Origin of the sequence: Paradesertivirga mongoliensis, assembly GCF_024436395.1 — a bacterium.
In the GTDB taxonomy this organism is placed as follows: domain Bacteria; phylum Bacteroidota; class Bacteroidia; order Sphingobacteriales; family Sphingobacteriaceae; genus Paradesertivirga; species Paradesertivirga mongoliensis.
In genome coordinates this window covers 798,007-823,927 of record NZ_JAFMZO010000003.1, presented here as the reverse complement: position 1 = coordinate 823,927, position 25,921 = coordinate 798,007, and the positions used below count along the sequence as shown (strand labels likewise).

Sequence of the window (25,921 nt, the reverse complement as noted above, 5' to 3'; positions counted from 1 at the left end):
CCAGGTCGGGTTATGGGAATGTCCCTGCCACAATAGCAGGGTATGTACCAAAATCATAAGAAGGATAGGATGACGGATTTGTTAACCTTTTAATACTTCTTCATCACCTTGACCAGCATTTTTGAAATTATCGCCATTCCTTTATCTGATGGGTGGAGGCCATCGTAAGTGAGTCTAATCGCTTCAACTGGGTAAGGGTATTCATCGGTTTCGGGGTTAAAGGGAATATCAATAAAATCGGGATATTTGAAGTTTTTATATTTACCCGTTTTCGGGTCTTTCAATCGCTTAAACCTCACCATTTCTTTTAAATTCATACCGCTTTTAAAGTATAGATCTGCTACCGCGAAGTTTTCTGATTTAGCAATGGTGTTGATGGCGTCGGCGTATTGCGACAGATATAAGCCTTTCCGGTCGCTATACGATCCTTTCGCGTTGTTTTTATAGTTTTTCAGGTATACAAAGTCTACCCGTTGCATTGGCGTAATAAGAATAATTTTAGCATGAGGGTTCAGGTTGCGGATCTTATTGACCATTGTTCTGTAGGAGCCGTAAAATGTTGTGTTCCCTGTATTATTCTGATAATCGTTTAAAGTGCCAAGGGGAAAAGCACTGTTCCAGTCGTTCGTGCCGAAGAAGATAGAGTAGATATCTGCCGGTTCTATGTCCTGATTGTCGAAATTTGCGGCCATACGGGCAGCTGTCCAGCCACTGTGTCCGTGGTTTTTGAAGCTGATATGGGGGAGTTTCTCAACCACTCTTGTCATATAACCCCGGGTGATCCTGTTGTCTGCATTGACCTGATGGTCGTTAAGATAGGTAATGGAATCACCGATGGCCATCCATTTCAGCTCTTTCTTCGGAGAGAACGAGGTGAATAGAAAAACTGTGCACAATGCAAGTATGAATCTTCTCATAATCAAAGATAAGGTGCCGGTTTGTAGAAAGAAAGTGATGGGGCAAGAAGGTTAAATAAAAAAAAGGTCTTCAAACGGGGAGAGTGAAGACCTTTTAACTAACCAATTATAAACCTGACACAAATATACGGACCATTGCGATATTTGCAAAGAAAATCTTAAAACTTTAACAAAAATTTAACATTTGCTTTTGGGCTGTATAAAAATAAGAAAGCTTCCACCTTTCGGGATGGAAGCTTTTAGGTATATTTGGTTAGTTTGGTCTCTAAATATACGTTTAATTATTAAAGTGACAAAAAAATAGTTAAAAAAGGGTATTTTTTATTAAAATCTTAATTAGGTCAAATTGTGCTGCATAGGATTGATCTCTGGTTTATTTGCCAACTGTAACCTTGATATTTCTAAAACCCACCAAACCGCCCATATCACTTCCTTGTACAATCACAGTATATGTTCCCGAATTATCAGAAGAATAAAAGGAAGTAAAGCCCTCGCCGTTCAAACTAGTCAGAATATTCGGCTCCCAATGTAAGGTTGATCGCAGGTCCGGCGACTTTGATGTGCTTGCAGGCGAATATTTAGGGCGATAAAATTGTTTAGGCCAGGTTAATGGCAACGGACGGTATACCGCTATTCCTGCGCTTTTTCTGAAAAATATACCCTGCCCGGCTCGCGTGGTTATTTCCAGGAAGGCTATATCGTTGCCGGATAAAAACTGATCACGCACACTCGCCCGGGGACCTCCAGGGCGGGGAGCAGGCATTGGCCGACCGGCATTTCCAATCTGCTCATCAATATTCAAAAATGAAGATGCGTACTTGTGGGCATGTTTGGTGTTATACATTACTTCTACGCCCAGAATCTCTGCAGCCGTCAGGCTCGCCAGAGCGTCTGTTATAAACTGATAGTACTGATTTAATGTTGGAGGATCATCTGGCGCATAAAAGCGGTTCAGTTCCATTCCGTCTACCACAAAGCGAACTTTTTTATCGTTTACGTAAAAGTACTGATCAGTATCCCGCGAACGGATGGCGAAACCTTTAACATTGTCTTGCAGAAACTGTAACAGCGATTGATCTCCCGCCTTTTGAGCGGCTAGTTCGTCAATAATCTGGTCTGCTTCACCCGGACCGTTCAGGTTCTTAGATTTAGGAATAATTCTCTTCCCGGCAATCAACACCTCTTTTAAGACGTTTTTTCCACCCAGGTTTTCATCGGCTTTAAGTTTTTGCATATTGCTGAACAGTTGAAGCGATCGGGGGTCGGCACTAACAAACCATGGAATGTCGGTGGCGCTGTGCCGCAGTGTAAATGGAGCTGGTTTGATCACGTCCATCTCAAGGCCAATACCGAAACTTTTACCTCGCGCATTACGCGACTGCACCACAAAGCTAACCGTATCTACCGGAGGGAAGTTTCGGAATTCAAAACGGCCTTCGGCATTTGTGAGCGTATCCCTGATGATATTATATTTACCTTTTGCCAGCAACACCATTTTTGCATTTGCTACGGGCTTGTTTAACACGTTGGTAACCTTTCCCGAGACCAGTAAATCTGGCTGCGCGGCAAACGCAGGTTTAATAGCGGGGTTAAAAATGTCCCTCCAGGGGTAACCTGTCCAGCCCTGTGTCAGCATAAGCAGCTCAAGGGCTTCGTGGGTGTTTTCAGCGCCGTTGAAGTACCATGCGGGCTCTTCAATATCGCCTTTCAATCCGCCGCCAAAAAGCATTTCGGTAACAATATTTGCCTGCAACAAATCAGGGTATACCTGCGAATCATCCGTAACCGACACTGATAAACTCGCTTGTACCGGCTTTCCTTTTTTATCGGTTACCCGGATACTTAGCGGAACGCTGTCTCTTAAATGATGTGTGGCTGACGCAATCTCTATGTTCAGGATATCGCTATGATTGATGAAGGTAATTCGCTCGTTCAGCGGCTCATTTTTAGAATTAAATAAGGTGAAATGAGCAATTCCTGATGGAAATAGTTCTTTCGGAACTCTTAGGCGCATCCGTTGCCGGTCGGCTTTAAACGTGGCGGAAAAGTATGTCTGTCCGGCCGAGAATCCTGCCAGTGTGTACTCCTGCCTGGTCACAAGGTCTTCGGTAAAGAGGACTTCTACCCGTAAAGAATCGGATGAAGTATTACCAATCTGCAAAGCGGACCCTGATGTTTTTATCTCGGGGAGCGGTATTTTCTTTGTTAGTCCATTACCCCATTTGGCAAGCACATAATAGCCGCCGGCTGCTGTAGGGTTAAGGATAAAGGACCCCATGCCTTTATGTATGGTTTCAAACTCGGCCAGGGTTTCATTTTGGCTGTTTTTAAGAATACCGCTTAAATTGATGCCTTTACCGTAGATGTCGAGCGCTTTAAATGCAACCTTACAAGGTAAGCCGGATACCAGATAACCACCTTCTGGCATAAATTGAAGATCGATATCGGGCGAGATGCTTGCAACAAGCGGAAAAGTAAGCTGTTGCTTTTCGCCGCCCTTTTCCTGTATTCGCATAAATAAGGGTCCTTTGATGGTATTAAAATCGATGCTGCCATCTAAGGTGTTGTTGATCGATTCGTAATTACCCCTCGCCTGGGTCTTGCGTCCATCGCTGATCTGCCATTGCAGGTTCTTATAGCCAAATACTTCCTTATCGGCTCTTTTAAATTGGAGCGAATAATTAAAAAGGTTTTTCGATCCATTCACGGCGTTCGACTGGCTAACCAGCCAATGGTTTTTCGCAGGATTGGCTATATAAATGCGTTTGCTGAAAAAAGACTGTTCGCCGAAGTTCTGCATCCAGTTGGTATAGGCTCTCAGGGTGTAAAATCCTTCTTTAAAATGCTCTTCCTGAAGGCTAATCTGCCCCCATGAAAGGCCTATAAACGCAGGCACAGAAATACTTTTTGCCAGCACCGCGCTGTCGCTTATCAAATCTAGATATACAATACCGCTTTTAGTGGTGTATGAACCTGTTAAACCATTGAAAAGGTAGGACTTAAACCAAAGGGTGTCGCCCAGGGTATAAAAATTTTTGTCGGTGTGTACAAATAGCTTTTCTGGCGGTAGTCGCTTATTAAATGTGTCGATTGCCGAGCTGAGGTATGATAAGCGGGATGCCGCGTCTTCAGGGGTATCTGCCGGTTTGGGTTGGGCAAACACACTAGTATTCACCAAAAGAATGAGTAATAGCGACATGGTGATATTGAGCAGAGACAGGCGGAATTTTGTAAGCGAACGCATTGTTTTTTAAGGGGATAAGGATAGGTTGTTTTTTGATAAGAGTGCTAACATAGTAATGTATTTTGAAATTAGGAATAATTAAAAATATTTATGAGTAAGTATCCCTAAGGCTGACTTCAAATATAGCAATACAGCATATTGGTATAGGGGGACCGATGAAATATGCCTGTCGTACATAAATGATTTAGATATTCGGGGCCGGTCAGTCGCCTTAATTAGAATTATTCTAAATAATTTGCATTTAGAATAAAATAATATTTTCTTTGCGTCTTATTTTTAATTAATCTAAATAAGATGTATTTTCATATACCCCTAAATGTAAGATCACTCAAAGCATTAACCTGCTTTTTAGTTTTGTTCCATCTTTCAGCCATTTCCCAAACTAAAAAGTTTGGTGAGGTAAAAGGAACAGTCAAAACTTCGGATGGTAAACCTGCCGAATTTGTTAACATTGGCCTTAAAGGCGATAGAGGCACTATCGTTGATGCTAAAGGGAGCTATCAGTTAAAAAATATCACGCCAGGCACATACGTAATCGTTGCCAGCTATGTAGGTCTTGTAAGCCAGTCGCACGAAGTGGTGGTTAGCGCCAATCAATCTACCATTGTTGATTTTACCCTGAATGAAGATAACGAGCAATTGAAAGAAGTAGTTGTTCGCGGCAACTCCAACAAGTTCGCGAGAAAGGAAAGTGCATTCGTTTCAAAAATGCAGTTAGATAACCTCGAAAATCCACAGGTTTATCATGTTGTGAGCAAAGAATTGCTTCAGGAGCAGTTGATATTCAGTGTTGATGATGCCATCAATAATACTCCAGGTATTCAAAAAATGTGGGAAGCGACCGGAAGAGGGGGCGATGGAGGGAGTTATTATAACAGTAGAGGATTTATCGTCCAAAGCGGTCTAAGAAATGGAATTGCAGGTATGGTGACCAACCAGATTGATGCAATAAACCTGGAAAAACTGGAAGTAATTAAGGGCCCTTCGGCAACCCTTTTTGGCAGTAAATTAACCTCTTATGGCGGTTTGTTAAATCGTGTTACAAAAAAGCCCTTCAATTCGTTTGCCACCGAGGTAACGCTTGGAGCAGGGAGCTATGATTTTAACAGAATTAGTGTAGATCTGAATACCCCTGTCGACAAGTCGGGGAAATTAATGTTTCGTTTAAATACAGCTTATAATTATGAAGGTACTTTCCAGCAACAGGGATTTGACAGAAGCTGGGCGGCAACACCATCTTTATTGTATCAACCCAGCGACCGGTTGTCGATAAACCTTGACGCCGAACTCTACGACGGACGGAAAATCGGAAAGCAGATGCTTTTCTTTTACTATCCAGCTGCACAGTTGGGAGCTTCCAGTCCTGATCAATTAAACCTTGACTATGAAAAATCTTATATGGGCGATGGTTTATCGCAAAAGTCGAGAAGTGCTAATGTCTTCGGTCAAATAAATTATAAACTGTCTGGTAATTGGACAAGTTCTACTAACCTTACATCCAGCAATAGTTTCTCGAATGGGTTCTCGCCGTACTTCTATCTCGTCCCTGATAATGAAATTACGGGTAAATTGGCCGATGCGGGGAAGGCTAATTATCTGGCCCGGGCTGATCAGTCGACAGACGATAGCAAAAACACCGTTTTTGAAGTTCAGCAGATCTTTAACGGAGATTTTAAGTTTGGAAGTTTAAGGAACCGTGTAGTTTTAGGGCTCGACTATTTCAGGATTAATTCCAACCAGCACTTCTTTTACAGTAATTTTGACGTAGCTCCGTTAAATGATGAAAATTTTGACTACAGTACTTTCAATGGAGAGAGCATGCAAGGGGTATATTCTACTACTACTCCCGGTACATATCCGATAGTAAATAAGATTAACACCTATAGTGCATTCGTTTCCAATGTGTTGAATCTTACAGATAATCTGAATATCTTAACAGCCCTTCGGGTTGACCGGTTTGAAAATAAAGGTGGAAGAGAAGGCGGGGATCTTGAACCCTTCAGTCAAACAGCATTTTCTCCAAAGTTTGGAGTGGTTTATCAACCTATCAAAAACAAACTTTCATTGTTTGCGAATTATCAGAATGGCTTCAATAATAAAGGAATTTACCAGACAATACCCGACGGACCTCCAATAAACGCAAAACCCGAGCAGGCGAATCAATTTGAAGGCGGTTTAAAGGTGAATGCTTTGCAGGGAAAGCTTAGCGGAACTGTAAGCTACTATTCTATCCAGGTTAAAGATATTCTTCGTGCCGGTTTAGAGGCAAACACTCAAATTCAGGACGGAACTCAGTTGAGCAAAGGAATTGAATTTGATTTCATCGCCAACCCAGTTTCAGGGCTAAACCTTATTGCCGGCTTCAGTTACAATGATTCAAAATTAGAAAAGGCCGACGAAGACGTGAACGGCCGCCGTCCGGCTACAGCCTCTTCACCTTACCTTGCTAATTTATGGGTTAGCTACCGTCTGCCACAAACAAGTATCAAAGGCCTGGGTGCAGGCTTCGGACTCAATTATGCCAGCGACAATAAAATTTTGAACAGCGCGTCGATGGGTGAATTTACATTACCTGCATATACTATACTCGGCGCTACATTATTTTATGATCAGCCTAAATATAGGATTGGCCTGAAGGCTAATAATCTAACTAATGAACGGTATTATATAGGATACACCACTATGAACCCGCAAAAATTACGGAATTTCGCGGCCAGTGTTTCTTACAAGTTCTAGAAATAAAATCACCGGTGCTTCGACTGTTTGAAGTGCCGGTTTTTCCACAAAGGAAATTTAATCTTAAGAAATCTCTGTACGAATGAAAGCGACTATAATAAGGACCTGGTTCAATATCCACAAATGGACAAGCCTGGTGTGTACTGCATTTTTATTGATGTTATGTTTTACCGGATTGCCCTTGATCTTCTATGAAGAAATCGACCATCTTCTGGAGGATGAAGTGGAGGTATCGGCTGTTACTGCAGGCGCCCCCAAATATTCGAAGGACATGGTACTTCAAAATGCCATGAACGAGCTTCCCGGTAAAGAGGTAAAGTATATTTTCTGGGATAAGAAAGACCATCCCGGACAAATGTTCGTAACGCTGGCCGATTCATCTGAAGCGCCAATAGAAGCCGACCATTACATTACCATGGATGAGCGTACCGCCAAAGTTCTTGAAGCTGCGCCGAACGAGCTGGATTTTATGCTTATTATGTACTACCTGCACGTTGATATGTTCGCAGGCTTACCTGGCAAGCTTTTTCTGGGTTTTATGGGCCTTCTTTTCATTGTTGCGATCATCTCCGGAGTGATATTGTATGGTCCGATTATGAAGCGCTTTGATTTTGGGATGGTCAGGACGGAAAAATCTTCCAGATTAAAATGGCTCGATCTGCATAATTTATTGGGGATAGTGACGCTTGCCTGGGCATCTATCGTGGGCCTTACGGGAGTGATCAATACCCTGGCCGATCCGGCTCTGGATATGTGGCGATCCAGCGAACTTGCAGACATGGTATCGGCATACAAAGACAAGCCGAAAGTTGAAGGCACGTTAAGTTCTCTGGACGTGGCGCTTTCCAAAGCCGAAGAGGCAGCTCCGGGAATGGAAGTTTCTTTTGTGGCTTACCCTGGCACACTTTATTCGAGCAAACACCATTACGCCGTGTATTTGGTAGGCACCAGTCCCTTAACATCCAGAATAATTAAACCGGCGTTGATAGATGCTAAAACGGGGGAGTTAACCGATATAAGAGATCTTCCCTGGTATTTGAAAACGATTCTAATATCGCAGCCTTTTCATTTTGGAGATTATGGCGGCATGCCAATGAAAATTCTCTGGGCTATTTTTGATATCGCCACTATTATCGTTCTTATTTCGGGACTATACCTTTGGATTGCCCGGCGCAAGGCAAAAGCCGAGCAATTAGCCCGGCTTATAGCAAGCTCAGAATCACTCACATTATCAACTGTTCAGGAAGATGTCGTACAGTAACAACCTTTTTTTTAAAGTTTGGGGGATGCCCATTCTCTTAGCTCTTATCACAATCGCCGGTTTATTGTTAGCAATTATGGGGACAGGGATCTGGCATTATTTGTCGTGGATAGCCTTGGCCTATCCGGTTTATGTAATGGTACAGAAATCGATGAAGTGCGTCAGATAAGTTAGGCAGTGTCTATCGGGGTTTATATTAAACATCAACAGCCCGATACCTTGGTGTCGGGCTGTTGATGTTAACTCTTTTTTTTTCCTAATTCACCTTAAACGTATTAACCATCGACTCAGAGGTATTTCCTTTTGCGTCTTTGGCTACCACTTTCCAGTAATAAGTAGTTCCGGCAGTTACCGTAACATTATCCAGTTTTTTCTCCATAACACCGGCTTGTAACAGAGCAGGACTGCTTGCCGTACTCAGATAAACATCATAGCTGCTCAGGTCGTTGTCAGCATCATCAGCAGTCCAGGTGAGGTTGATCTTACCATTTACCGCAGTAACCGCTTGCCGCATGGCCGGCAAAAGATTGTCGGGCGGGAAAGGAGCCATGTAAGTAACCGCTTGTCCGGCGTTGTAGAACTTACGGGTTTCACTGGTGCTCACCTCGGCGCTGGCTGACGATTTAGAAACAACCATCCATGAAAAAGGTGTGTTACTGCTTAGGTTAAGCACCAACTGAGTAGCGGTGCTGCTCTGTTTGGTCTCCGCCTGAGTTAAGAGGTTTTTAACCACAACCTCATAACTATCAGCATTTGAAGCAGCGTTCCACTTCAAGGTTACCGAACTACTGGTGGGCGAGATAATCGTTCCCTTGGTACATGCTTCGTTTGCTGCCGGCGAAACCAGCACCGCCTGGGCAGGCACAGGGGGAACTTTCTTGCCTTTTTTACAGGCGAATAAACTAATGCATAATATGGCTATAATCAGTTGCTTCATTGTTTTAATATTTTAGATGAACTCTCGGTTAAACTGGTTTTTACATTAATGATATACATTCCCTGAGGGAGGTCAGAAAAACTCACCTGAACTACACCGTTCTGGACTTTCTGAACCGCAGCGTACTTACGGGCTCCGCTTAAATCGGTAAGCGTTACGTTAGCCGAAGCAGAACTGTCATTACCCATATTGATGAATACATGCTGATCAAAGGGATTCGGATAAATGGTATGACCATCGGAAATGAAAATGCTCTTTTCAATGGTACCCTGACATTCCTTTTCTGTGCTTACGCTGATCTGATTCAAGCCTTCGGCAAGAGGTAAGGTAATGGAGCTGGTAGTGGTTTGATATGATTTATTGTTCATCCGGATAAAATACCGCTCGGATCCGGTCATATTCAGAACTACTGTTTTATCATCCGATTTAACCACCGAATACATACTTAAAGGCTGCGGCTCACGCACCGTTAAGTCAAAGCACTGACTGTAATCCGCCTGTCCGTCAACCGTGATACAAACCTTATAGTTCCCTGCATTTAAAGAAGGGATTTCAAGGGCAGTGGTAAAAGCAAGTACGGTATTGCTGCCGTTAATTACTACACTGGCTTTGTAGGCCAGATCCTGCGTAGCTGTGATATTGATCTTCCCATCATTCCCGGTCGAGCAAACTTCATCAGAAGCTTTCACCTGGAAGTTATTTGCAGGAAGCTTAAAGCGGTCGGATACCACGAGGGTCCGCACCACCGGAGCTGCAGCATTATACTGTGCATTTCCAGCCTGACTGGCAGTGATATCAGCAGAACCCACCCCTGTTATCTGGATCGTTCCGTTCACTATTGTAGCCACCCCTGTATTGCTGCTGGAGTAACTTACCGTCAAGCCGGAACTCGCCGTAGCGCCGGCAGCAAAATCATCCGAAGTGATGCTTTTAGCCGGCAGGACATTAAATGTGATGGTTTGAGCTACTTTGCTTACCACTAATTCCCTGCCTACCGGAGTTGCAGCAGCCCAGCTTGCATCGCCAGCCTGGGAAGCAGTGATAGTTGTAGTTCCAGCTCCCACGATATGGATTTTACCACTCACAATAGTAGCTACAGCGGTATTACTGCTGCTTAAGCTTACGGCTAAGCCAGAAGAGGCTGTTGCGCCGGCATCGAAGTCGGCATCGGTAACAGTCTTAGCAGAAAGAGCGTTGAATGTGATGGTTTGAGATTGTTGAGTGGCAGTAACGACTAAGTCTCTGCTGACCGGAGTTGCAGCAAGCCAGGTGGCATCGCCAGCCTGTGAAGCGGTAATAGTTGTTGTCCCTGCTCCCACGATGTGAATCTTGCCGTTCAGAATAGTAGCTACAGCAGTATTGCTGCTGCTTAAGCTTACTGCCAGGCCGGAAGATGCTGTTGCGCTGGCATCGAAATCGGTATCGGTAACAGTCTTAGGAGAAAAAGCGTTGAATGTGATGGTTTGGGATTGTTGGGCGGCAGTAACCACCAGCTCTCTGCCTACAGCAGTTGCAGCAAGCCAGGAAGCGTCGCCCGCCTGCGAAGCGGTAATAGTTGTAGTACCAGCTCCAACGATATGGATCTTACCATTCACGATAGTAGCTACAGCGGTATTGCTGCTACTCAGGCTTACCGCTAAGCCAGAAGACGCTGTTGCGCCGGCATCAAAGTCTGCGTCGGCTGTGTTTTTGCCGGTCAATGCATTAAAAGCTATTGTTTGAGCCTGCTTAGCACCTGCAACAACGGCCTGGGTTAAGCCGCTGAGAGCTCCAAATTCACCAACGGCCTGAACAGCGTAGGTATAGCTTGTGCCACCAAGGGCTGTGGCGTCTGTATAAGAATTAGTGATAGTAAAACCGACGACAGCCTGATTCCGGAAAACAATATACAAGCGTGTATACGGCACGCTGTTCCAGGTAAGCGATGCGCCGCTGATTTGTACATTCGACGGATTTTCCGGAGCTTCGGCCATCATTCTCGGATCCCAGGTGTCACCGCTTCTCAAAATCACGTTTTCATAAGAATAGTTGGCTGCCTCGGCATCAGTTAACGAACTTTTCGCGGTTCCTTTAACAGTGCTCGTTACGTTGCCGTTAGCATCTTTAACATCGTACTCATATTCTGAAATACGTTGCGACAGGTCGACAGGGTTACCGTCTTTATCCATGGTATTGTAATCTGCAAACACTGCCGGTATCGCACCCATTTTGTACCACCAGCCCGCCGGTTTAATGCCGGATTTTAAAGTAGTATTGATAAATACCGTTTTTGGGGCGTTTTGCCATGGCCTGCCAAAGTAGTTGCTTCCATTGCTGATCCTTGGAGATTCGTCGATGGTGCAATTGCTAAACACATAGCCCCAAAGGGTACCAGTTGCATGGCTCGGCGCTACAATGTATCCGCCATCAGCGCGGTTATTTGTTAAGGTACATCTGTCGAAGAAAACGTCGCCTCCGCCATAAATGTAATCGACAGCTCCCTCGATTTTCGAGTTTTTCAGGTATTGCCTGTCGTTGATGTTTGAATAGGCGGTAAGATAGGTGTCCTGGTAGCTTCTTAGCCAAACGTTATTAGTTGCAAAACGATCTGTTAACGCATATAAGGCAAGAGCCTGTGGACCTGTCAGGTTTTCGTAACCAACGCTGTTTTCTAAGGTAAGATTCTCAAAATAAACATCTTTGGAATTAACAACCATCGTTGCTCCCAAGCTAACGTGTACCGCGTTCGGACCGCCCGAAAGCCTGCTGTCGGACAAAATAACGCTATCCCGTTTCTGGCCGATTAAGTGAATGAACGGCTTGTTTGATGGAATATCGTGATGACCCACGTATTTGCCATTTTTGATATAGATAAGCCATGGTAAAGTTCTTCCTGTGGGTGCTGCGGCAATAGCGTCTATTACAGAAGTGTAATCGCCCGAGCCGTCTTTGGCAACCACGGCGTCAAATACTTTTTTGGTGGGTTCAGTCCGTTTGCCGGTTCTGAATTTGTAAGTCAGCCCTGCAAACACATTTCCCGAAAGGTCGGTTAAAGCGCCAGAAGGAATAGTAAAGGTATATTCCGTGTCGTAATTTAATTTTTCGTACTTAAAGGTAACGGTTTTTGAGCCGTAAGATCCGGTTAAGACGGTTGAACCCAGCGTAATATCTCCACTGCCAGCTTTCAATTTCTCGTCGAAGGTAACAACGATAGACCCGCTGGTAGTGGCAGTTGCCGAGCCAGATGCAGGAACCGCCGAAACGAACACTGGCGCAACATTATCTGGTGGCACATTTTTATCCCCAAATACAAAAACATTGGTGACAGCGGTTCCGTCATTGTCGGTACCTTCATTTATAATCGGACTTGTGGTATCGGCAATCCATCTCACATATACTTTCGGCTGATTTTCGGCCTCAACGGGGAGCACTGCGTTCAAATCTTTCCATGAGCTGCCGAACGTTTGAGTTAAATCAGCACGGGCAAACTCTTTAAAGGTAATGTCGTCCAGCGAGTATTGCATTGTCATGATCGAATAGGCCTGATAATTCCCGGAGATCATCGATTTTACCTGCACATTTTTATAGTTCGTTGTTGCAAATTGAGCTTTTAAATGTCTGCGGGTGGTTTTAAACTCCGCCCCGGCTGACCAGAACCGGACATGCGGGTACGATGGAGAAAAAGCTCCCAGTGATGCAAGCCATCCTTTAACCACCGGTGCAGCGCCATTAACAGATTCGTACAGATTGATCGTCCCGGTATTGCTTGTTTCCGAAGAATAGTCTCCTGGTCTGGATGATGTAGGAGTCTGCGACCGGAAGTCCCAGCCCACTATAAAAGGTACCTCATCGAACGTGGCGGTAAATGATTTATTTGCATTCATCGTAACCACCCGCTGCGAAACAGTCGAATTGTCTTCCCAATAGCTGAAATTGGTGACCGCATTAGGAACAACTTTCATCGTTACCTCGGTCCCTTCTTCATATTTTCCGTTGTTGGGTGCGGGCGTTAAGGAGATTTCGCCCCATTTAGAACCTAGTTTTGTTACATCAAGAGTATAGGTGTTTACGGCTGCGAATACAGCTTTGATTTTTTGTTTCGAATTTACAGTAACTGCGTAAGGGTTGGTGGTCGATAGCTCTGCATCGGTAGAGTCGGTCCATTTTATAAATTTGTACCCGAAATTTGGTGTGGCCTGCAAGTTCACAGAAGTACCCTGGTCATAGTTGTCACTATTAGGGGTTTTAGTTACTGTACCAGCTGCTTCAATATTTAAACTGGTTGTTAACGGAAACTGTGGATTTGCAGAAACATAATTTCCATAAATTTTGAGGCTGAACATATAAGCATTCTGGGTTTCAGCCAGATTGGTAAACTTCAAAGCAACATTAGTATCGTTAATATTTACTGTCACTTCCTGCCCTGCGCTGGGGCTGGCAAATGCACTTGATACTACTACCCAATCAGCATCGGTAGCATTTTTCTTCCAGAGCTTGTACCCTCTGCTGCTTCCTGTCGCACCATGTACAAAGGTTACTTTCGTAATGGACTTTAAAGGCGAAAGCTCCATGTAAGAGCCAGCAACTTTCTGCGCCTGGGCCCAGCCATCAGTTACCTGTACATTTGGCGCTGTTTGGGGCGTGTATTTGAATCTGGTCTCATCTCTTCCGGTCGGGTTTATCCAAACCTGGAAGAGCTTAAAATTTAATGTCTCCCCGGAAAAGTCTGTTGTTTTGGGAAATGTTTGTTCTGTGGCCGCCGAGAAAGCGGTCCAATTCTGAAAGTCTGTAGAATACAGAAGCTTTTCCTGAGCCCATGCACTTTGTGCAAATAGGAATGCTAAGAGTAAGTAAAAGTGTTTCCTCATATCAGTTTATTTATTGTTAGAAATTGGTTTATATTCTGTAAATGTTAGCACTGTTATATAGTGCCTTTTATTTTGGTGCTCCGGTTTCCATCCGAAACAGTGAATTTCCCGGAGCGAAAAGGATCTGTCCAGGCGATCTGTCATCCTGCCGACCTTGCTAAAGCTTATTGATCAATAATTGGTTATACGGCAGAGCACAAGAGTGATCAAAACCGCTACCGGCAATATTAAAGATTGAAGGAACTGCCGAGGTTTAAAATTTGATTTATTGGGTTTAAAAATTACCTCTCATGTTGTAATGTGCTCGGGTGGGAAGAAGCGCTCGATGAGATGAAGCAAGGTGAAATCTATAGGAATACCGAGAGTTATTGTCTGATTTTTCGAAGCGCTTTATCAAAAATTTGACCTTTTATATCTTTTTTTAAACCTTTGGGTCCCAGTGTGTTCGCATATTGCGCATTACTGCTGCCACATTATACCTGAAACCAAAAAGAAAAACATTTGAAAGCAGTGAAATTCTGCTGCGATGAACTACCGCCTTACTGAGTGATGAGCATGATCAATACGCTGTATTTTACCGCAAGTGCTGGTCGGGCAATATGCCTGGGCAATAAAATATATGAAAAAACAAACCCAATAATTAACCAAAAAAACCAAACAAAAATGAAAACAAAACTAATTCGTATGTCGGCTATTGCTGTTGCAATGCTAAGTATTCTGTTAAGTTGCAAAAAAGGGGTAGATGTAAATTCTGCTGCCGGAACAGAAACTCAAACGTCCAGAAAAAATTCAGCTTCCGTACTGGCCTGTTCCGCACAAGGCTGGGCATCGCGAAACGGCGGAACCTGGGGGGGCGGCGATGTTACTCCGACAGTGGTAACGAGCTATTCGGCTTTGAAATCGGCGATCCTTAACACCAGCGTTAAAGTCATCCAGGTAAACGGAACCATTGCCATACCTTCGGGCGGTGGAATCTCTTTCCAGGATCAGACCAATAAAACCATTTTTGGGTCAAGGGGAGCAAAGCTGGTTTCTACAGATCAGACCGCCTCGGGATCAGGGATCCTGTACATGAAACGACTGACGAACGTCATTATCAAAAACCTCATTTTTGAGGGGCCTGGTGCGTACGATGTAGACGGGAAGGATAATCTAACCATCGACGCTTGCAAGAATATCTGGGTTGACCATTGCGAGTTCAGAGACGGTGTCGATGGCAATCTTGATATTAAAAATACTTCAGATTTCATCACCGTATCCTGGACCAAATTCACATACCTGAAAGCGCCAAGGCCTGATGGACCGGGTGGATCTGATGATCACAGGTTTTCGAACTTAATTGGTTCCGGAGATGATGCCATTGCCGACCGGGGCAAACTACAGATCACATTTTCGAAATGCTGGTGGGCGCCGGGCTGTAAAGCTCGTATGCCGCGGGTAAGATTCGGAAAAGTTCATATCGTTAACAGTTACTTTAACAGCACGGCGAGCAGTTATTGTGTGCAGGCCGGATTTGAAGCCAATCTGTTAGTAGAATCCAATGTGTTTGAAAATGTAAAGAATCCTATAGACCGGATGGATAACAGGTCGACGGCAGTTCAGGTAAGGAATAATATTTTTACTAATGTTAGCGGCAATACAGCGGGTAATGGCGTAAATGCATTTATCCCTCCTTACAGTATTTCAATACTTTCTGCTTCAAGCGTGAAATCTGCAGTTACCTCATCAACCGGGGCGGGTGCAACTTTATCAGGCAATACCTGTAATGGAATTTGATTGAGCGTAGATCGCCTCTTAAAAGCTCCCGTTGACACCATCAACGGGAGCTTTTAATTTTACCTGCCCGGCAGAATATTGCGTTCTTAGGAATAAGTCTGTTGGTTCTTTTCAATCCGGATAGCCGGAATCTATTTAAATAACCTGATTTTCATTCGATAATTTATTTAGCCCGCAGAATAACGGGCGAAGTCCGGTTTCTTTATATATTTGATTTCTCCCTAAAATAGGCTAAATTACCATTAGAAGATGAACGAGCCCTGGGTTTTATCCCAGAGGGAATTACAGGACAATAAAATTTTCTAATATCTTTATGTTAGAAGTAAAGGGCAGTATAAAGAGATGATTTTTGGGATTTTAAAAAGGGGCGGATTTCTTTTTTTTATGCTCTGGGGCTTAAGCGCACAATCCCAGGTTAAAAGTATTATAAGTCATTATTCTACAAGCGACGGACTTCCCGACAACCGCATTCGCTCTATCATTAAAGATAATGAAGGATATATATGGATTGGTTCATGGGCTGGCATCAGCCGGTTTGACGGGCATAATTTCGTTAATTTCAAATCTTATCCCGGAGATAATTCAAGTTTACGAAGCAACAGGGTTTATGAAATAGTTGATGACAAAGCGGGTTTTATCTGGCTAAGGGCTTATGATAGCCAGATTTACAGGTTTGATAAGCGGTCCGAGGAGTTTTTAGCGATTTCAGATCTTCTTAATGTTAAAGGAACAGAAGCTATTCTTTTCAGTAAGATTTTGCAGGTGGGTGATGAAGGTGTCTGGTTGAAAAGTGTGGATCAGGGACTTTTTCTGATTAAGAACAGTGCAAGTCAAACTCCATCGGTGGTAAGATTTGCAAAAGGACTGAAGCATGGTTTTCAGTTGCCTTCAAACGATATTCTTTTTTTTCATCTTGATAAATCAAAAAATGCCTGGCTGGGCACGTCAAGAGGATTGGTTCGTATCGCCAGACAGGCTGATAAAAGTTACCGGGCTGTAGCAGATAATCGCTTCAAGGGGTTGGTGTATACTCATGCAGACGAAAGTGGCAACGACCTTTGGTTTACTACCTCAAGTGGATACTTGCTTGATTACAAAAAGAATTCAAATACCCTCCGTAAGTATAAAGTAAGTAAAGCGGCCCTCAATAATGTGCATATTTCCGCAAGGAGTAACAAAATCTATTGCACCACGGCAACTGGCGCAGTTATTTCTATCGCTGCAGACGGCAGTAAACTAGCCGCTACTCAGATAAACAAGGGAGAACCTTTATTTTCTATTTATGAAGACCGTTCGGGTTTACTGTGGATAGAGCCTGCAATAATAGGTGTATATAAACTAGAGCCCAAAAGCGGTCGATACCGGTATTTTACGCAGAAAAACCTGAGTAATTATTTGCATATTCCGGAAGATTATAAGGTTTTTGAAGATAAGGAAGGCACCGTTTGGACCTATATGAAGGGCTGCGGCTTCGGCTACTACGATAGAAAAAAGGATGAAGTAGAGTATTTTTATAACGAACCACGCAACCCATACAGCCGTTTTTCAAATTCTGTTACTGCTCTTTATTACGATCCTACGGGCGTATTATGGTTGAGTACAGATGCCCGGGGGCTTGAAAAGATTGTATTTCAGAGAAGCGATTTCAAGCAGAGCATTCTCAGGAATAGCAGTTTTAACAGGTCAAGTAATGAAGTTAGAAGTGTGTTGGCAGATCGTAAAAACCGACTGTGGATTGGAACAAAGTCGGGCGGGATTTTCGTCATCGATAACGGAAAAGTGCTGAACGATCTGTTTGACTCGAAGCCCGAAACCGGGCAAGGGGCATATTGCATAGTTGAAGACAGGAAAGGGAGGATCTGGCTGGGCACCAAAGATAACGGCTTATATAAGGCAGAGCCTTTAAATGAGGAGAAAAGCCGGTATAAACTAAGTCATTTTGTAAAAAGCGATTCAAATCCCCGCTCCTTAAATACTACCATGGTTTATACTGTTTTGGAAGACAGTAAGGGCAGGATATGGGCAGGTTCTTACGGCGACGGTTTAATTCTTATAGATGAACGAGGAGACAAAACAGAATTTATAACCACGCAAACTTCATTTAAAAATTATCCCAAAGGGAATTATAATAAAGTACGGCACATTGCTGAGGACGCAAGCGGGAAGATCTGGGTGGCCACCACCGAAGGATTAATAGTTTTTGATCCCGATCTTGGATCGCCCGATACTTATAAGTTTGTTGTACATAAAAAAGAGCCGGGAAATATTAATAGCCTTGGAGGCGATGATGTACAGTATATATATCGGGATTCCCGAAATAGAATGTGGGTATGTACCGCATCCGGAGGTCTCAACAGAGCTATCGTACACGGTGCATCAGGTAGAATTACGTTTGAAAATTACTCAACCAAAAACGGCCTTCCGAGCGATTATGTTTTAAGCTGCATAGAGGACAAGAGCGGTAATTTTTGGCTAGCTACACAAAACGGCCTCTCTAAGTTTATTGTTGCCGAGAAAAAGTTCCAGAACTTTGGCTTGTATGATGGGCTGTCTGACGTTGCATTCTCTGAAGGAAGTGTTACCAGATTAAGAAGCGGAGAGCTGGTGTTTGGCTCGCTGGAGGGTTACTGGTCTTTTGATCCAAAAAAAATCGGAACACAAAAAATTAGTGTTAATCTGGCTTTGACCGCGTTCAAAGTTAACAACGTCGATGTTGTCCCTGGAAAGTTCCTGCCTCCCAACCCCGGTACTAATAACGGTTCGGAAGTAGAACTGAAGCACGACGAAAACACCATCAGTATAGACTTTGCCGTGTTGGATTATCGCTTACAGAACAAGGATACCTATGTTTACCGCCTGAAGGGTTTTGAAGAAGCCTGGCAGGTGAATAACGGCCAACGGAGAGCAACATATACTAATTTGCCGCCTGGAAAGTATGTGTTTGAGGTAAGGAGCCAGACAGAGTATCTTTACAGCGAGATTCCTCAAAAGTCGTTAGCTATATCTATTCTACCCCCGCCCTGGAAAACATGGTGGGCTTACCTCTTCTACATATTTGTAGCGGGCGTAGTGCTTTTAATTGCAAAGAGAGTGGCCCTCACTATGTTAAGATTAAGACAGGGGATAGCCATTGAAAGACGTTTAGCTGATCTGAAATTAAACTTCTTTACACAGGTTTCGCATGAATTAAGAACTCCTCTTACTTTGATTGTTAATCCCGCCGAGGAGATTTTACAAAGCGAAAGGTTATCTGTAAAAGGGACTGAATATATAAATGTGGTTATTAAGAATGCCCGGCGGATGGTTCGGCTGGTTAACCAGGTGCTCGATCTGAGAAAAGCACAGAGCGGAAAAGCGCTCTTGAAAATAAGCCAGATCGACGTTGTTTCCTTCACCAAAGGGGTTATCGAGTACTTTGAGGAATCTCTTACTACAAGGAAAATATCAGTGAGCGTTCGTTCAAACCTGCCGGAACTGCTGCTTTGGGTTGATGTGGAGAAGCTGGATATCGTAATTTACAATCTGCTGGCTAATGCAATCAAGTTTTCTCCGGATAACGGAAACATTCAAATTAATATAACTGAAGAATTAAGCGACAATACACTCAGGCTGGAAGTTGTCGATGAAGGGATTGGAGTGCCTGAAGATGAACTGGATAAAATATTTGAGTTGTATTACGAAGGACTGAATGGTCCGTCAAAACCTACCAAGGGCACTGGTATAGGCCTTGCCCTTTCAAAGGAACTGGTAGAACTCCATAGCGGAAAGATCTACGCTAAAAGCAATTCGCCCCAGGGACTTAGCGTGGTAGTTGAGATGTTACTGGGTAAAGAACATTTTAATCCGGCAAATTCCCATTTCGCAACTCTTTCGCCGGTTCGGGAAAACGAGCGGAATCTTGTAAATCAATCGATAGAGGTATTTCAACCGCCTTTGGATTCAAACGTAACTGGCCGGCCTTCGGTTTTACTGGTTGAAGATAATGATGAACTCCGGACCTTCCTGGCCAACAAGCTGCTTGATCATTATAACGTTCACACCGCTAAAGACGGGGAAGAAGGCTTGCACAAAGCCAAGGAGTTGCTACCTGATCTTGTTTTATCAGACATTATGATGCCCAAACTGGATGGGATCCAAATGCTTGATGCTCTGAAAAATGATATTTCCACCAGTCACATTCCGGTGGTATTGTTGACGGCAAAGTTTTCCGTGCAAAGTCAGATCGAAGCCCTTAGGTACGGAGCTGATTATTATATCAGTAAGCCATTCCAGATGGATTTGCTGCAGACGGTGATCCAAAGTTTGATATCGCAACGGAAGAAACTTTTCCAATCTCTTTTAGCAGGTAAAAATATAAGTGAAATAAGCTCTCCCGACATCGTTATAACATCTCACGATCAGCAATTTTTAGAGAGGATAATAAAGATTGTTGATGAGCGGCTCGGCGATTCGGATTTTAATATCGACGATGTAGCCGAATCCGTTGGAATGAGCCGGTCGGCGTTTTTTAAGAAATTTAAAAGCCTCACCAATTCGGCGCCGGTAGAATTTGTCAGAGAGACAAGGTTGAACCGCGCCAGAAAGCTGTTTGACCTCGGCGAAAAGAATGTGTCAACGGTTGCTTACTCGGTCGGTTTTAACGACCCTAAGTATTTCAGCACCTGTTTCAAGGCAAAATTCCATCAGAAACCTACCGAATACATCAAAGAATTAAATGGGGTTACGGCAAAGATTAACTAAATGGTCTTGATCTGCTAATCAATATCCGATATCCTTTGTAACAAAGTTAGCTACCTGTTCAAATTACTTGTTTTTTGACTTGTTTGATTAATTTTTAAACCTTTTTTTCTGCACCGGCGCTTAGGTTTGCGTAGCAACGACGATTTAATACAAAGTTAACGTAGCTGAAATTATTAACCGATTTTAAAATGTTCGTGGAAACTGATCTACTCTGAACACCCAACATCCATTCTTTTTTACATTGATGAAGATTAAAGCAATTTCTGCCATTCTCAGCGTTTTAGGCTTATTATTTATTCCTGTTGTATCGAATGCGCAAACTAACCAATATCCCTTTCAGAATCACAAATTAAGTTTCGACCAGCGGGTGAATGATTTAGTGAGCCGCCTAACGCTCGAAGAGAAAGTTGCTCAAATGTTAAACTCTGCACCGGCAATCCCGCGACTAGGTATTCCGGCGTATGATTGGTGGAATGAGGTGCTTCATGGTGTTGCCCGGACTCCTTATAATACTACCGTTTTCCCGCAGGCTATTGCCATGGCTGCTACATTCAATGCTCAGGCACTTTATAATATGGCTGATTATTCGGCCCTTGAAGGAAGAGCCGTGTACAACAAAGCAATGGAATCGGGTGTGGCGGGTAAGAGATATCAGGGGCTTACATACTGGACTCCCAATATTAATATTTTCCGCGATCCGCGCTGGGGAAGAGGCCAGGAAACTTACGGTGAAGACCCGTATCTTACATCGGTGCTTGGTGATGCATTTGTAAGAGGCTTGCAGGGAGATGACCCTAAATATCTGAAGGCAGCTGCTTGCGCGAAACACTATGCCGTACATAGCGGCCCTGAACCTCTCCGTCATCATTTTGATATAGATGTTTCCGCATATGATCTGTGGGATACTTATCTGCCGGCTTTTCAAAAATTGGTGGTTGACTCGAAAGTGGCGGGAGTAATGTGTGCATACAACGCTTTTCGCACCCAACCTTGCTGTGCAAGTGATATTTTAATGAACGATATTCTTCGCAAAGACTGGAAGTTTACCGGGTACGTAACCTCGGATTGTGCCGGCATTGAAGATTTTTTTACCAAGCATAAAACTCATCCGGATGCGGTGTCAGCTTCGGTTGACGCTGTTCTTCACGGAACGGACGTGGAATGCGGAAAGGGTGCTTACCTCTCTTTAGTACAGGGCGTTAAAGAAAATAAAATAAGCGAGCAGCAAATTGATGTGTCGGTAAAACGCTTGTTTATGATAAGATTCCAGCTGGGATTATTTGATCCCGTTTCAATCGTTAAATACGCTCAAACTCCAACTTCTATATTGGAAGATGCCCGGCATAGGGAGCACGCATTGCAGATGGCTCAACAGTCGATGGTCTTGCTAAAGAACGATAAGGTTCTTCCTTTGAGTAAGGGCTTACGTAAAATTGTGGTTCTGGGCCCGAATGCAGACAACAAAGTTTCAATCCTTGGTAACTATAATGGAAATCCATCCAGACTGTACACCGTTTTGCAGGGAATTAAAGACAAGGTAGGCGCCAATACAGAGGTGATCTATGAAAAAGCGGTGAACTTTACGAATAATGATCTTTTAAATTATGAGGATGTAAGCAAGCAGTTTACTAATGAAGGTAAGCAGGGGTTCAAGGCCGAATATTATGATAATACTGGGCTTAAAGGGCAGCCCCTTGCTGTTCGTACAGAAACTGTTTTGAACCATATCTGGCAGGAAGGTCAGACGGTAACAGGTAATATCATCGCTAATGATTTCTCGGCACGTTATAGCACAACTTTCAAAGCAACTGATGATCGCAATCTTGCTCTTGAAATCGACGCGGATAATGGATATCGCCTTATCTTAAATGGAACCATAGTTATCGACGATTGGACAACTAAGAAAAGAGAATTGAAACGCTACAACCTTAAAGCGAAAAAAGATTCGACCTATAATTTGGTGATTGAGTTCTGGCAGGGAGAAGGCAACGCTCATTTAAAATTTAATGTAGGGCACTATGTTAAAACCGACTTCAATGATTTAGTCAGAAGGCATTCGGATGCAGACGCTTTTATCTTTGCTGGCGGAATCTCACCCCAGTTAGAAGGAGAATCAATGCGAGTAGACGAACCCGGTTTCGCCGGCGGCGACCGTACCTCAATCTTGCTTCCTTCAATCCAAACTGAACTCATGAAGGCGTTGAAATCTACCGGAAAGCCCGTAGTTTTTGTGATGATGACCGGTAGTGCCATCGCAATGCCATGGGAATCGGAAAATATACCGGCAATTCTTAACGCCTGGTATGGAGGGCAATCGGCAGGAACTGCTGTGGCGGACATACTCTTCGGCGATTATAATCCTTCCGGCAGACTACCGGTCACTTTTTACAAAAGCGACAATGACCTGGCATCTTTTGTTGATTATAAAATGGACAACCGAACGTACCGGTATTTCAAAGGTAAGCCCCTGTATGGATTTGGGTACGGCTTAAGTTATTCTACTTTTTATTATGATAACTTAATTGTTGCTCCGGTTGTGGGCAGGGGAAAGAATGTATCTGTATCGGTGAGAATAACTAATAAGGGAAAAATGGCAGGCGATGAGGTTGTTCAGTTATATATTGTAAATCAGAACAATTCGGTGAAAACAGCCATTAAAGCGCTGAAAGGTTTCGAGCGTATAAATTTAAAATCGGGGGAAAGTAAGATTGTAAAGTTCACTTTGTTGCCCGGTGACTTGTCGTATGTTACCACAACCGGTAAAACCGAGCTGATCAGGGGAAAGGTTGGGATAAGTCTTGGCGGAAGTCAGCCCGATGAACCGAATAAAACGAGCGGAAACATTATAAAGAAAATGATCAGTATTAACTGATCGACATTTTAATCAATATATATAACCACGATATAATTTAAAAAGCGATATCAATGCCTAAATACTCACAAAGAAGAATTTTACTCACTATAGTACTGCTCTTATTTTCAACGTCATTATTGCATGCCCAAAATTATTTAAAGCTCTGGTACGACAAGCCCGCCTCAAATTGGAACGAAGCATTGCCAATAGGAAATGGACGCCTGGCGGCGATGATCTTTGGAGATCCGTCTAATGAGCGCATTCAGCTCAACGAAGAGACGGTGTGGGCTGGTGAGCCGGGTAACAATGTCGTGGATAATTTATACCCATCGATAAAAGAGATGCGATCCCTCATTTTCCAGGGAAGACATAAAGAAGCACATGATCTCGGCTTATCAAAGATTCCACGGGCGGCAGCCGCCGGAAATAATTATGGAATGCAGTATCAGCCTGTTGGCGATTTGTTTTTGAACTTTCCAGGACACACCAGCGCCGAATCGTACTATCGTGATCTGGACATTGAGAACGCTATAGCTTCGGTTTCTTATAAAGTAAAAGGCGTGACATTTAAAAGAGAGATACTCGCTTCTCTTACTGATAACGTGATTATCGTGAGGCTGACTGCTGATAAGCCCCGCATGATTAACCTGGCGGCGGGCATGAACAGTCCCCACAAGTCAGCTGCGTCAGCACCGTCCGGCGGTATGGTATCCTTAACGGGAACCACCAGCAGCGTTGACAATAAAACCGGCAGGGTAAGATTTAACGCACTTCTTCACCTCATTTCCGAAGGCGGGAAGACTTCTTTTTCTAAAGATACTTTGAAGTTGCAGGGTGCAAATTCCGCCACAGTATTTATTTCTATTGCAACCAATTTTGTCAGCTATAAAGATCTTAGTGCCAATGCTTATGATAGGGTGCTTGGGCATATTAAGGCCTTAAAAGGGAAGAGTTATTCACGGCTGAAACGTGCACATACAAAAGAATACAGAAAATATTTCGACAGGGTTTCCTTCAAATTGGATACCAGGGGAATAGTGAATAAGCCCACCGATCAAAGGGTAAAAAGCTTCTCTTCGGGCGGCGACCCGGGCCTGGTTAACCTGTATTTTCAGTTTGGCAGGTATTTGCTTATCTCCAGTTCGATGCCCGGTAGCCAGCCGGCTAACCTTCAGGGAAAGTGGAATGATAAGCTAAGCCCTCCATGGGATAGTAAGTATACCATCAACATCAATACCGAAATGAACTATTGGCCGGCCGAGATCACTAATCTGCCCGAAATGCACCGGCCTCTGTTTTCAATGATCAAAGATCTTTCAGAAACAGGCCAGGAAAGTGCCTTGAAAATGTACAGGGCGAGAGGCTGGATGGCCCACCATAATACCGATCTGTGGCGCATTACAGGGCCGGTTGATGGCGCATTTTACGGCATGTGGCCAATGGGCGGCGCATGGCTGAGCCAGCATATCTGGCAACATTTCCTTTACAGCGGCGACAAAACTTTTTTAGAGCAGTATTATCCTGTTTTAAAAGGAGCAGCGATGTTTTACAAAGATGTCCTTCAGGAAGAGCCTGTGAATAAATGGCTGGTGGTATCTCCTTCCATGTCTCCCGAAAACTCGCATCAGCCGGGAGTGTCTATGACTGCTGGTACTACCATGGATAACCAACTGGTATTTGATGTTCTGAGTAATGCGATTGCTGCCTCAAACTTCCTGAAAGCTGATATAGAATTTTCTGATTCACTCAAAACCGTCCTTTCGCGCATCCCGCCAATGCATATTGGTCAGCATGGTCAGCTCCAGGAATGGTTGCAGGATCTGGATCGTAAAGATGACAAGCACCGCCATATTTCGCATTTGTACGGGCTATATCCCAGCAATCAAATTTCACCTTTTTCAAATCCTGAACTTTTTAATGCCGCGCGTACCTCGCTCATTTTTCGCGGAGATAAATCTACCGGATGGTCGATGGGTTGGAAGGTAAATTGGTGGGCTAGACTGCTGGACGGAAACAGGGCATATAAGCTTATTTCGGATCAGCTTAGCCCTGCGCCAATAGAAACATCAGGCCAGAACGGTGGAACCTACCCAAATTTGTTCGATGCTCATCCCCCTTTTCAAATTGATGGTAATTTCGGATGCACTGCTGGTATCGCAGAAATGCTGCTGCAAAGTCACGACGGATCGATTCATCTCTTACCTGCCCTTCCTGATGTTTGGACGAGCGGTTCGGTTAAAGGCCTGGTTGCCAGAGGTGGTTTTGTGGTGGATATCGATTGGAAGGACTCGCGGGTCACAAAATTGGTAGTTACTTCTAAAATTGGCGGAAATTGCCGTCTAAGACTGGGAACTGAACTTGTGTCGGCATCCCGCCGGCCATTAAAACTTGCTTCAGGTGAGAATTCTAACCCGCTGTATCAGACTGCATCGGTAAAGAAGCCTGTTATTTCAGTAAAAGCAACTCCTGATCGGGCTCCTGTCGAAAAAGGGACTTTGTATGATTTTACTACAAAGCCCGGAAAGAAATATGTTTTCATCGCGAGGTAAGACCTTATTGAAAAAAATTGTCATAACCATATAAATAACGGCCCGGTCGGTGCCATCATA

10 protein-coding genes are annotated in these 25,921 nt (G+C 43.8%); 6 read left to right on the top strand and 4 right to left on the bottom strand.

Features of this window, described 5'->3' with window-relative positions; genetic code table 11:
• Positions 1–89 precede the first annotated feature (89 nt).
• Both J3P43_RS14815 and J3P43_RS14810 read right to left on the bottom strand, forming a co-directional pair.
• On the bottom strand, positions 90–917 hold the full coding sequence (locus J3P43_RS14815; protein WP_255903772.1) for an SGNH/GDSL hydrolase family protein: 828 nt from the start codon (positions 915–917) through the stop codon (positions 90–92).
• Positions 918–1,290: 373 nt separating this feature from the next.
• A complete protein-coding gene (locus J3P43_RS14810; protein ID WP_255903770.1) occupies positions 1,291–4,161 on the bottom strand; it encodes a carboxypeptidase-like regulatory domain-containing protein in 2,871 nt (956 codons plus the stop codon).
• Between the two features lie 294 nt (positions 4,162–4,455).
• Here J3P43_RS14810 and J3P43_RS14805 point away from each other — a divergent pair, with 294 nt between their 5' ends.
• The gene (locus tag J3P43_RS14805; RefSeq protein ID WP_255903768.1) at positions 4,456–6,897 is read left to right on the top strand and encodes a TonB-dependent receptor; all 2,442 of its coding nucleotides are present in this window, start codon (positions 4,456–4,458) and stop codon (positions 6,895–6,897) included.
• Between the two features lie 82 nt (positions 6,898–6,979).
• Positions 6,980–8,158 carry a PepSY-associated TM helix domain-containing protein gene (locus J3P43_RS14800; RefSeq protein WP_255903766.1) on the top strand — a complete coding sequence of 393 codons (1,179 nt, stop codon included), beginning with the start codon at positions 6,980–6,982 and terminating at the stop codon, positions 8,156–8,158.
• A 256-nt stretch (positions 8,159–8,414) separates the two neighbouring features.
• Here J3P43_RS14800 and J3P43_RS14795 read toward each other — a convergent pair whose 3' ends face one another.
• On the bottom strand, positions 8,415–9,095 hold the full coding sequence (locus J3P43_RS14795; protein WP_255903763.1) for a fibronectin type III domain-containing protein: 681 nt from the start codon (positions 9,093–9,095) through the stop codon (positions 8,415–8,417).
• Positions 9,092–13,942, bottom strand: a complete 4,851-nt coding sequence (locus tag J3P43_RS14790; RefSeq protein WP_255903761.1) for a pectinesterase family protein — start codon at positions 13,940–13,942, stop codon at positions 9,092–9,094. The genes J3P43_RS14795 and J3P43_RS14790 overlap by 4 nt, the downstream gene beginning before the upstream one ends.
• 663 nt (positions 13,943–14,605) lie before the next feature.
• Between J3P43_RS14790 and J3P43_RS14785 the strand changes: the two genes are divergently transcribed.
• The 4 genes from J3P43_RS14785 (at position 14,606) to J3P43_RS14770 (ending at position 25,861) form a co-directional block, all read left to right on the top strand.
• Positions 14,606–15,718 carry a pectate lyase family protein gene (locus J3P43_RS14785; RefSeq protein ID WP_255903759.1) on the top strand — a complete coding sequence of 371 codons (1,113 nt, stop codon included), beginning with the start codon at positions 14,606–14,608 and terminating at the stop codon, positions 15,716–15,718.
• Positions 15,719–16,060: 342 nt separating this feature from the next.
• Complete coding sequence (locus tag J3P43_RS14780; protein WP_255903757.1) at positions 16,061–20,458, top strand: two-component regulator propeller domain-containing protein; 4,398 nt, start codon at positions 16,061–16,063, stop codon at positions 20,456–20,458.
• Between the two features lie 244 nt (positions 20,459–20,702).
• Complete coding sequence (locus J3P43_RS14775; protein WP_255903755.1) at positions 20,703–23,330, top strand: glycoside hydrolase family 3 C-terminal domain-containing protein; 2,628 nt, start codon at positions 20,703–20,705, stop codon at positions 23,328–23,330.
• 53 nt (positions 23,331–23,383) lie between these two features.
• Entirely contained in the window at positions 23,384–25,861 is a 2,478-nt protein-coding gene (locus J3P43_RS14770; RefSeq protein ID WP_255903753.1) for a glycoside hydrolase family 95 protein, read from the top strand.
• Positions 25,862–25,921: the final 60 nt, after the last annotated feature.

Coding starts and splice junctions, on each gene's coding strand:
- J3P43_RS14785 (WP_255903759.1), top strand. CDS start 14,606: ATGAAAACAAAACTAATTCGTATGTCGGCTATTGCTGTTGCAATGCTA.
- J3P43_RS14795 (WP_255903763.1), bottom strand. CDS start 9,095: ATGAAGCAACTGATTATAGCCATATTATGCATTAGTTTATTCGCCTGT.
- J3P43_RS14800 (WP_255903766.1), top strand. CDS start 6,980: ATGAAAGCGACTATAATAAGGACCTGGTTCAATATCCACAAATGGACA.
- J3P43_RS14790 (WP_255903761.1), bottom strand. CDS start 13,942: ATGAGGAAACACTTTTACTTACTCTTAGCATTCCTATTTGCACAAAGT.
- J3P43_RS14810 (WP_255903770.1), bottom strand. CDS start 4,161: ATGCGTTCGCTTACAAAATTCCGCCTGTCTCTGCTCAATATCACCATG.
- J3P43_RS14775 (WP_255903755.1), top strand. CDS start 20,703: ATGAAGATTAAAGCAATTTCTGCCATTCTCAGCGTTTTAGGCTTATTA.
- J3P43_RS14770 (WP_255903753.1), top strand. CDS start 23,384: ATGCCTAAATACTCACAAAGAAGAATTTTACTCACTATAGTACTGCTC.
- J3P43_RS14815 (WP_255903772.1), bottom strand. CDS start 917: ATGAGAAGATTCATACTTGCATTGTGCACAGTTTTTCTATTCACCTCG.
- J3P43_RS14780 (WP_255903757.1), top strand. CDS start 16,061: ATGATTTTTGGGATTTTAAAAAGGGGCGGATTTCTTTTTTTTATGCTC.
- J3P43_RS14805 (WP_255903768.1), top strand. CDS start 4,456: ATGTATTTTCATATACCCCTAAATGTAAGATCACTCAAAGCATTAACC.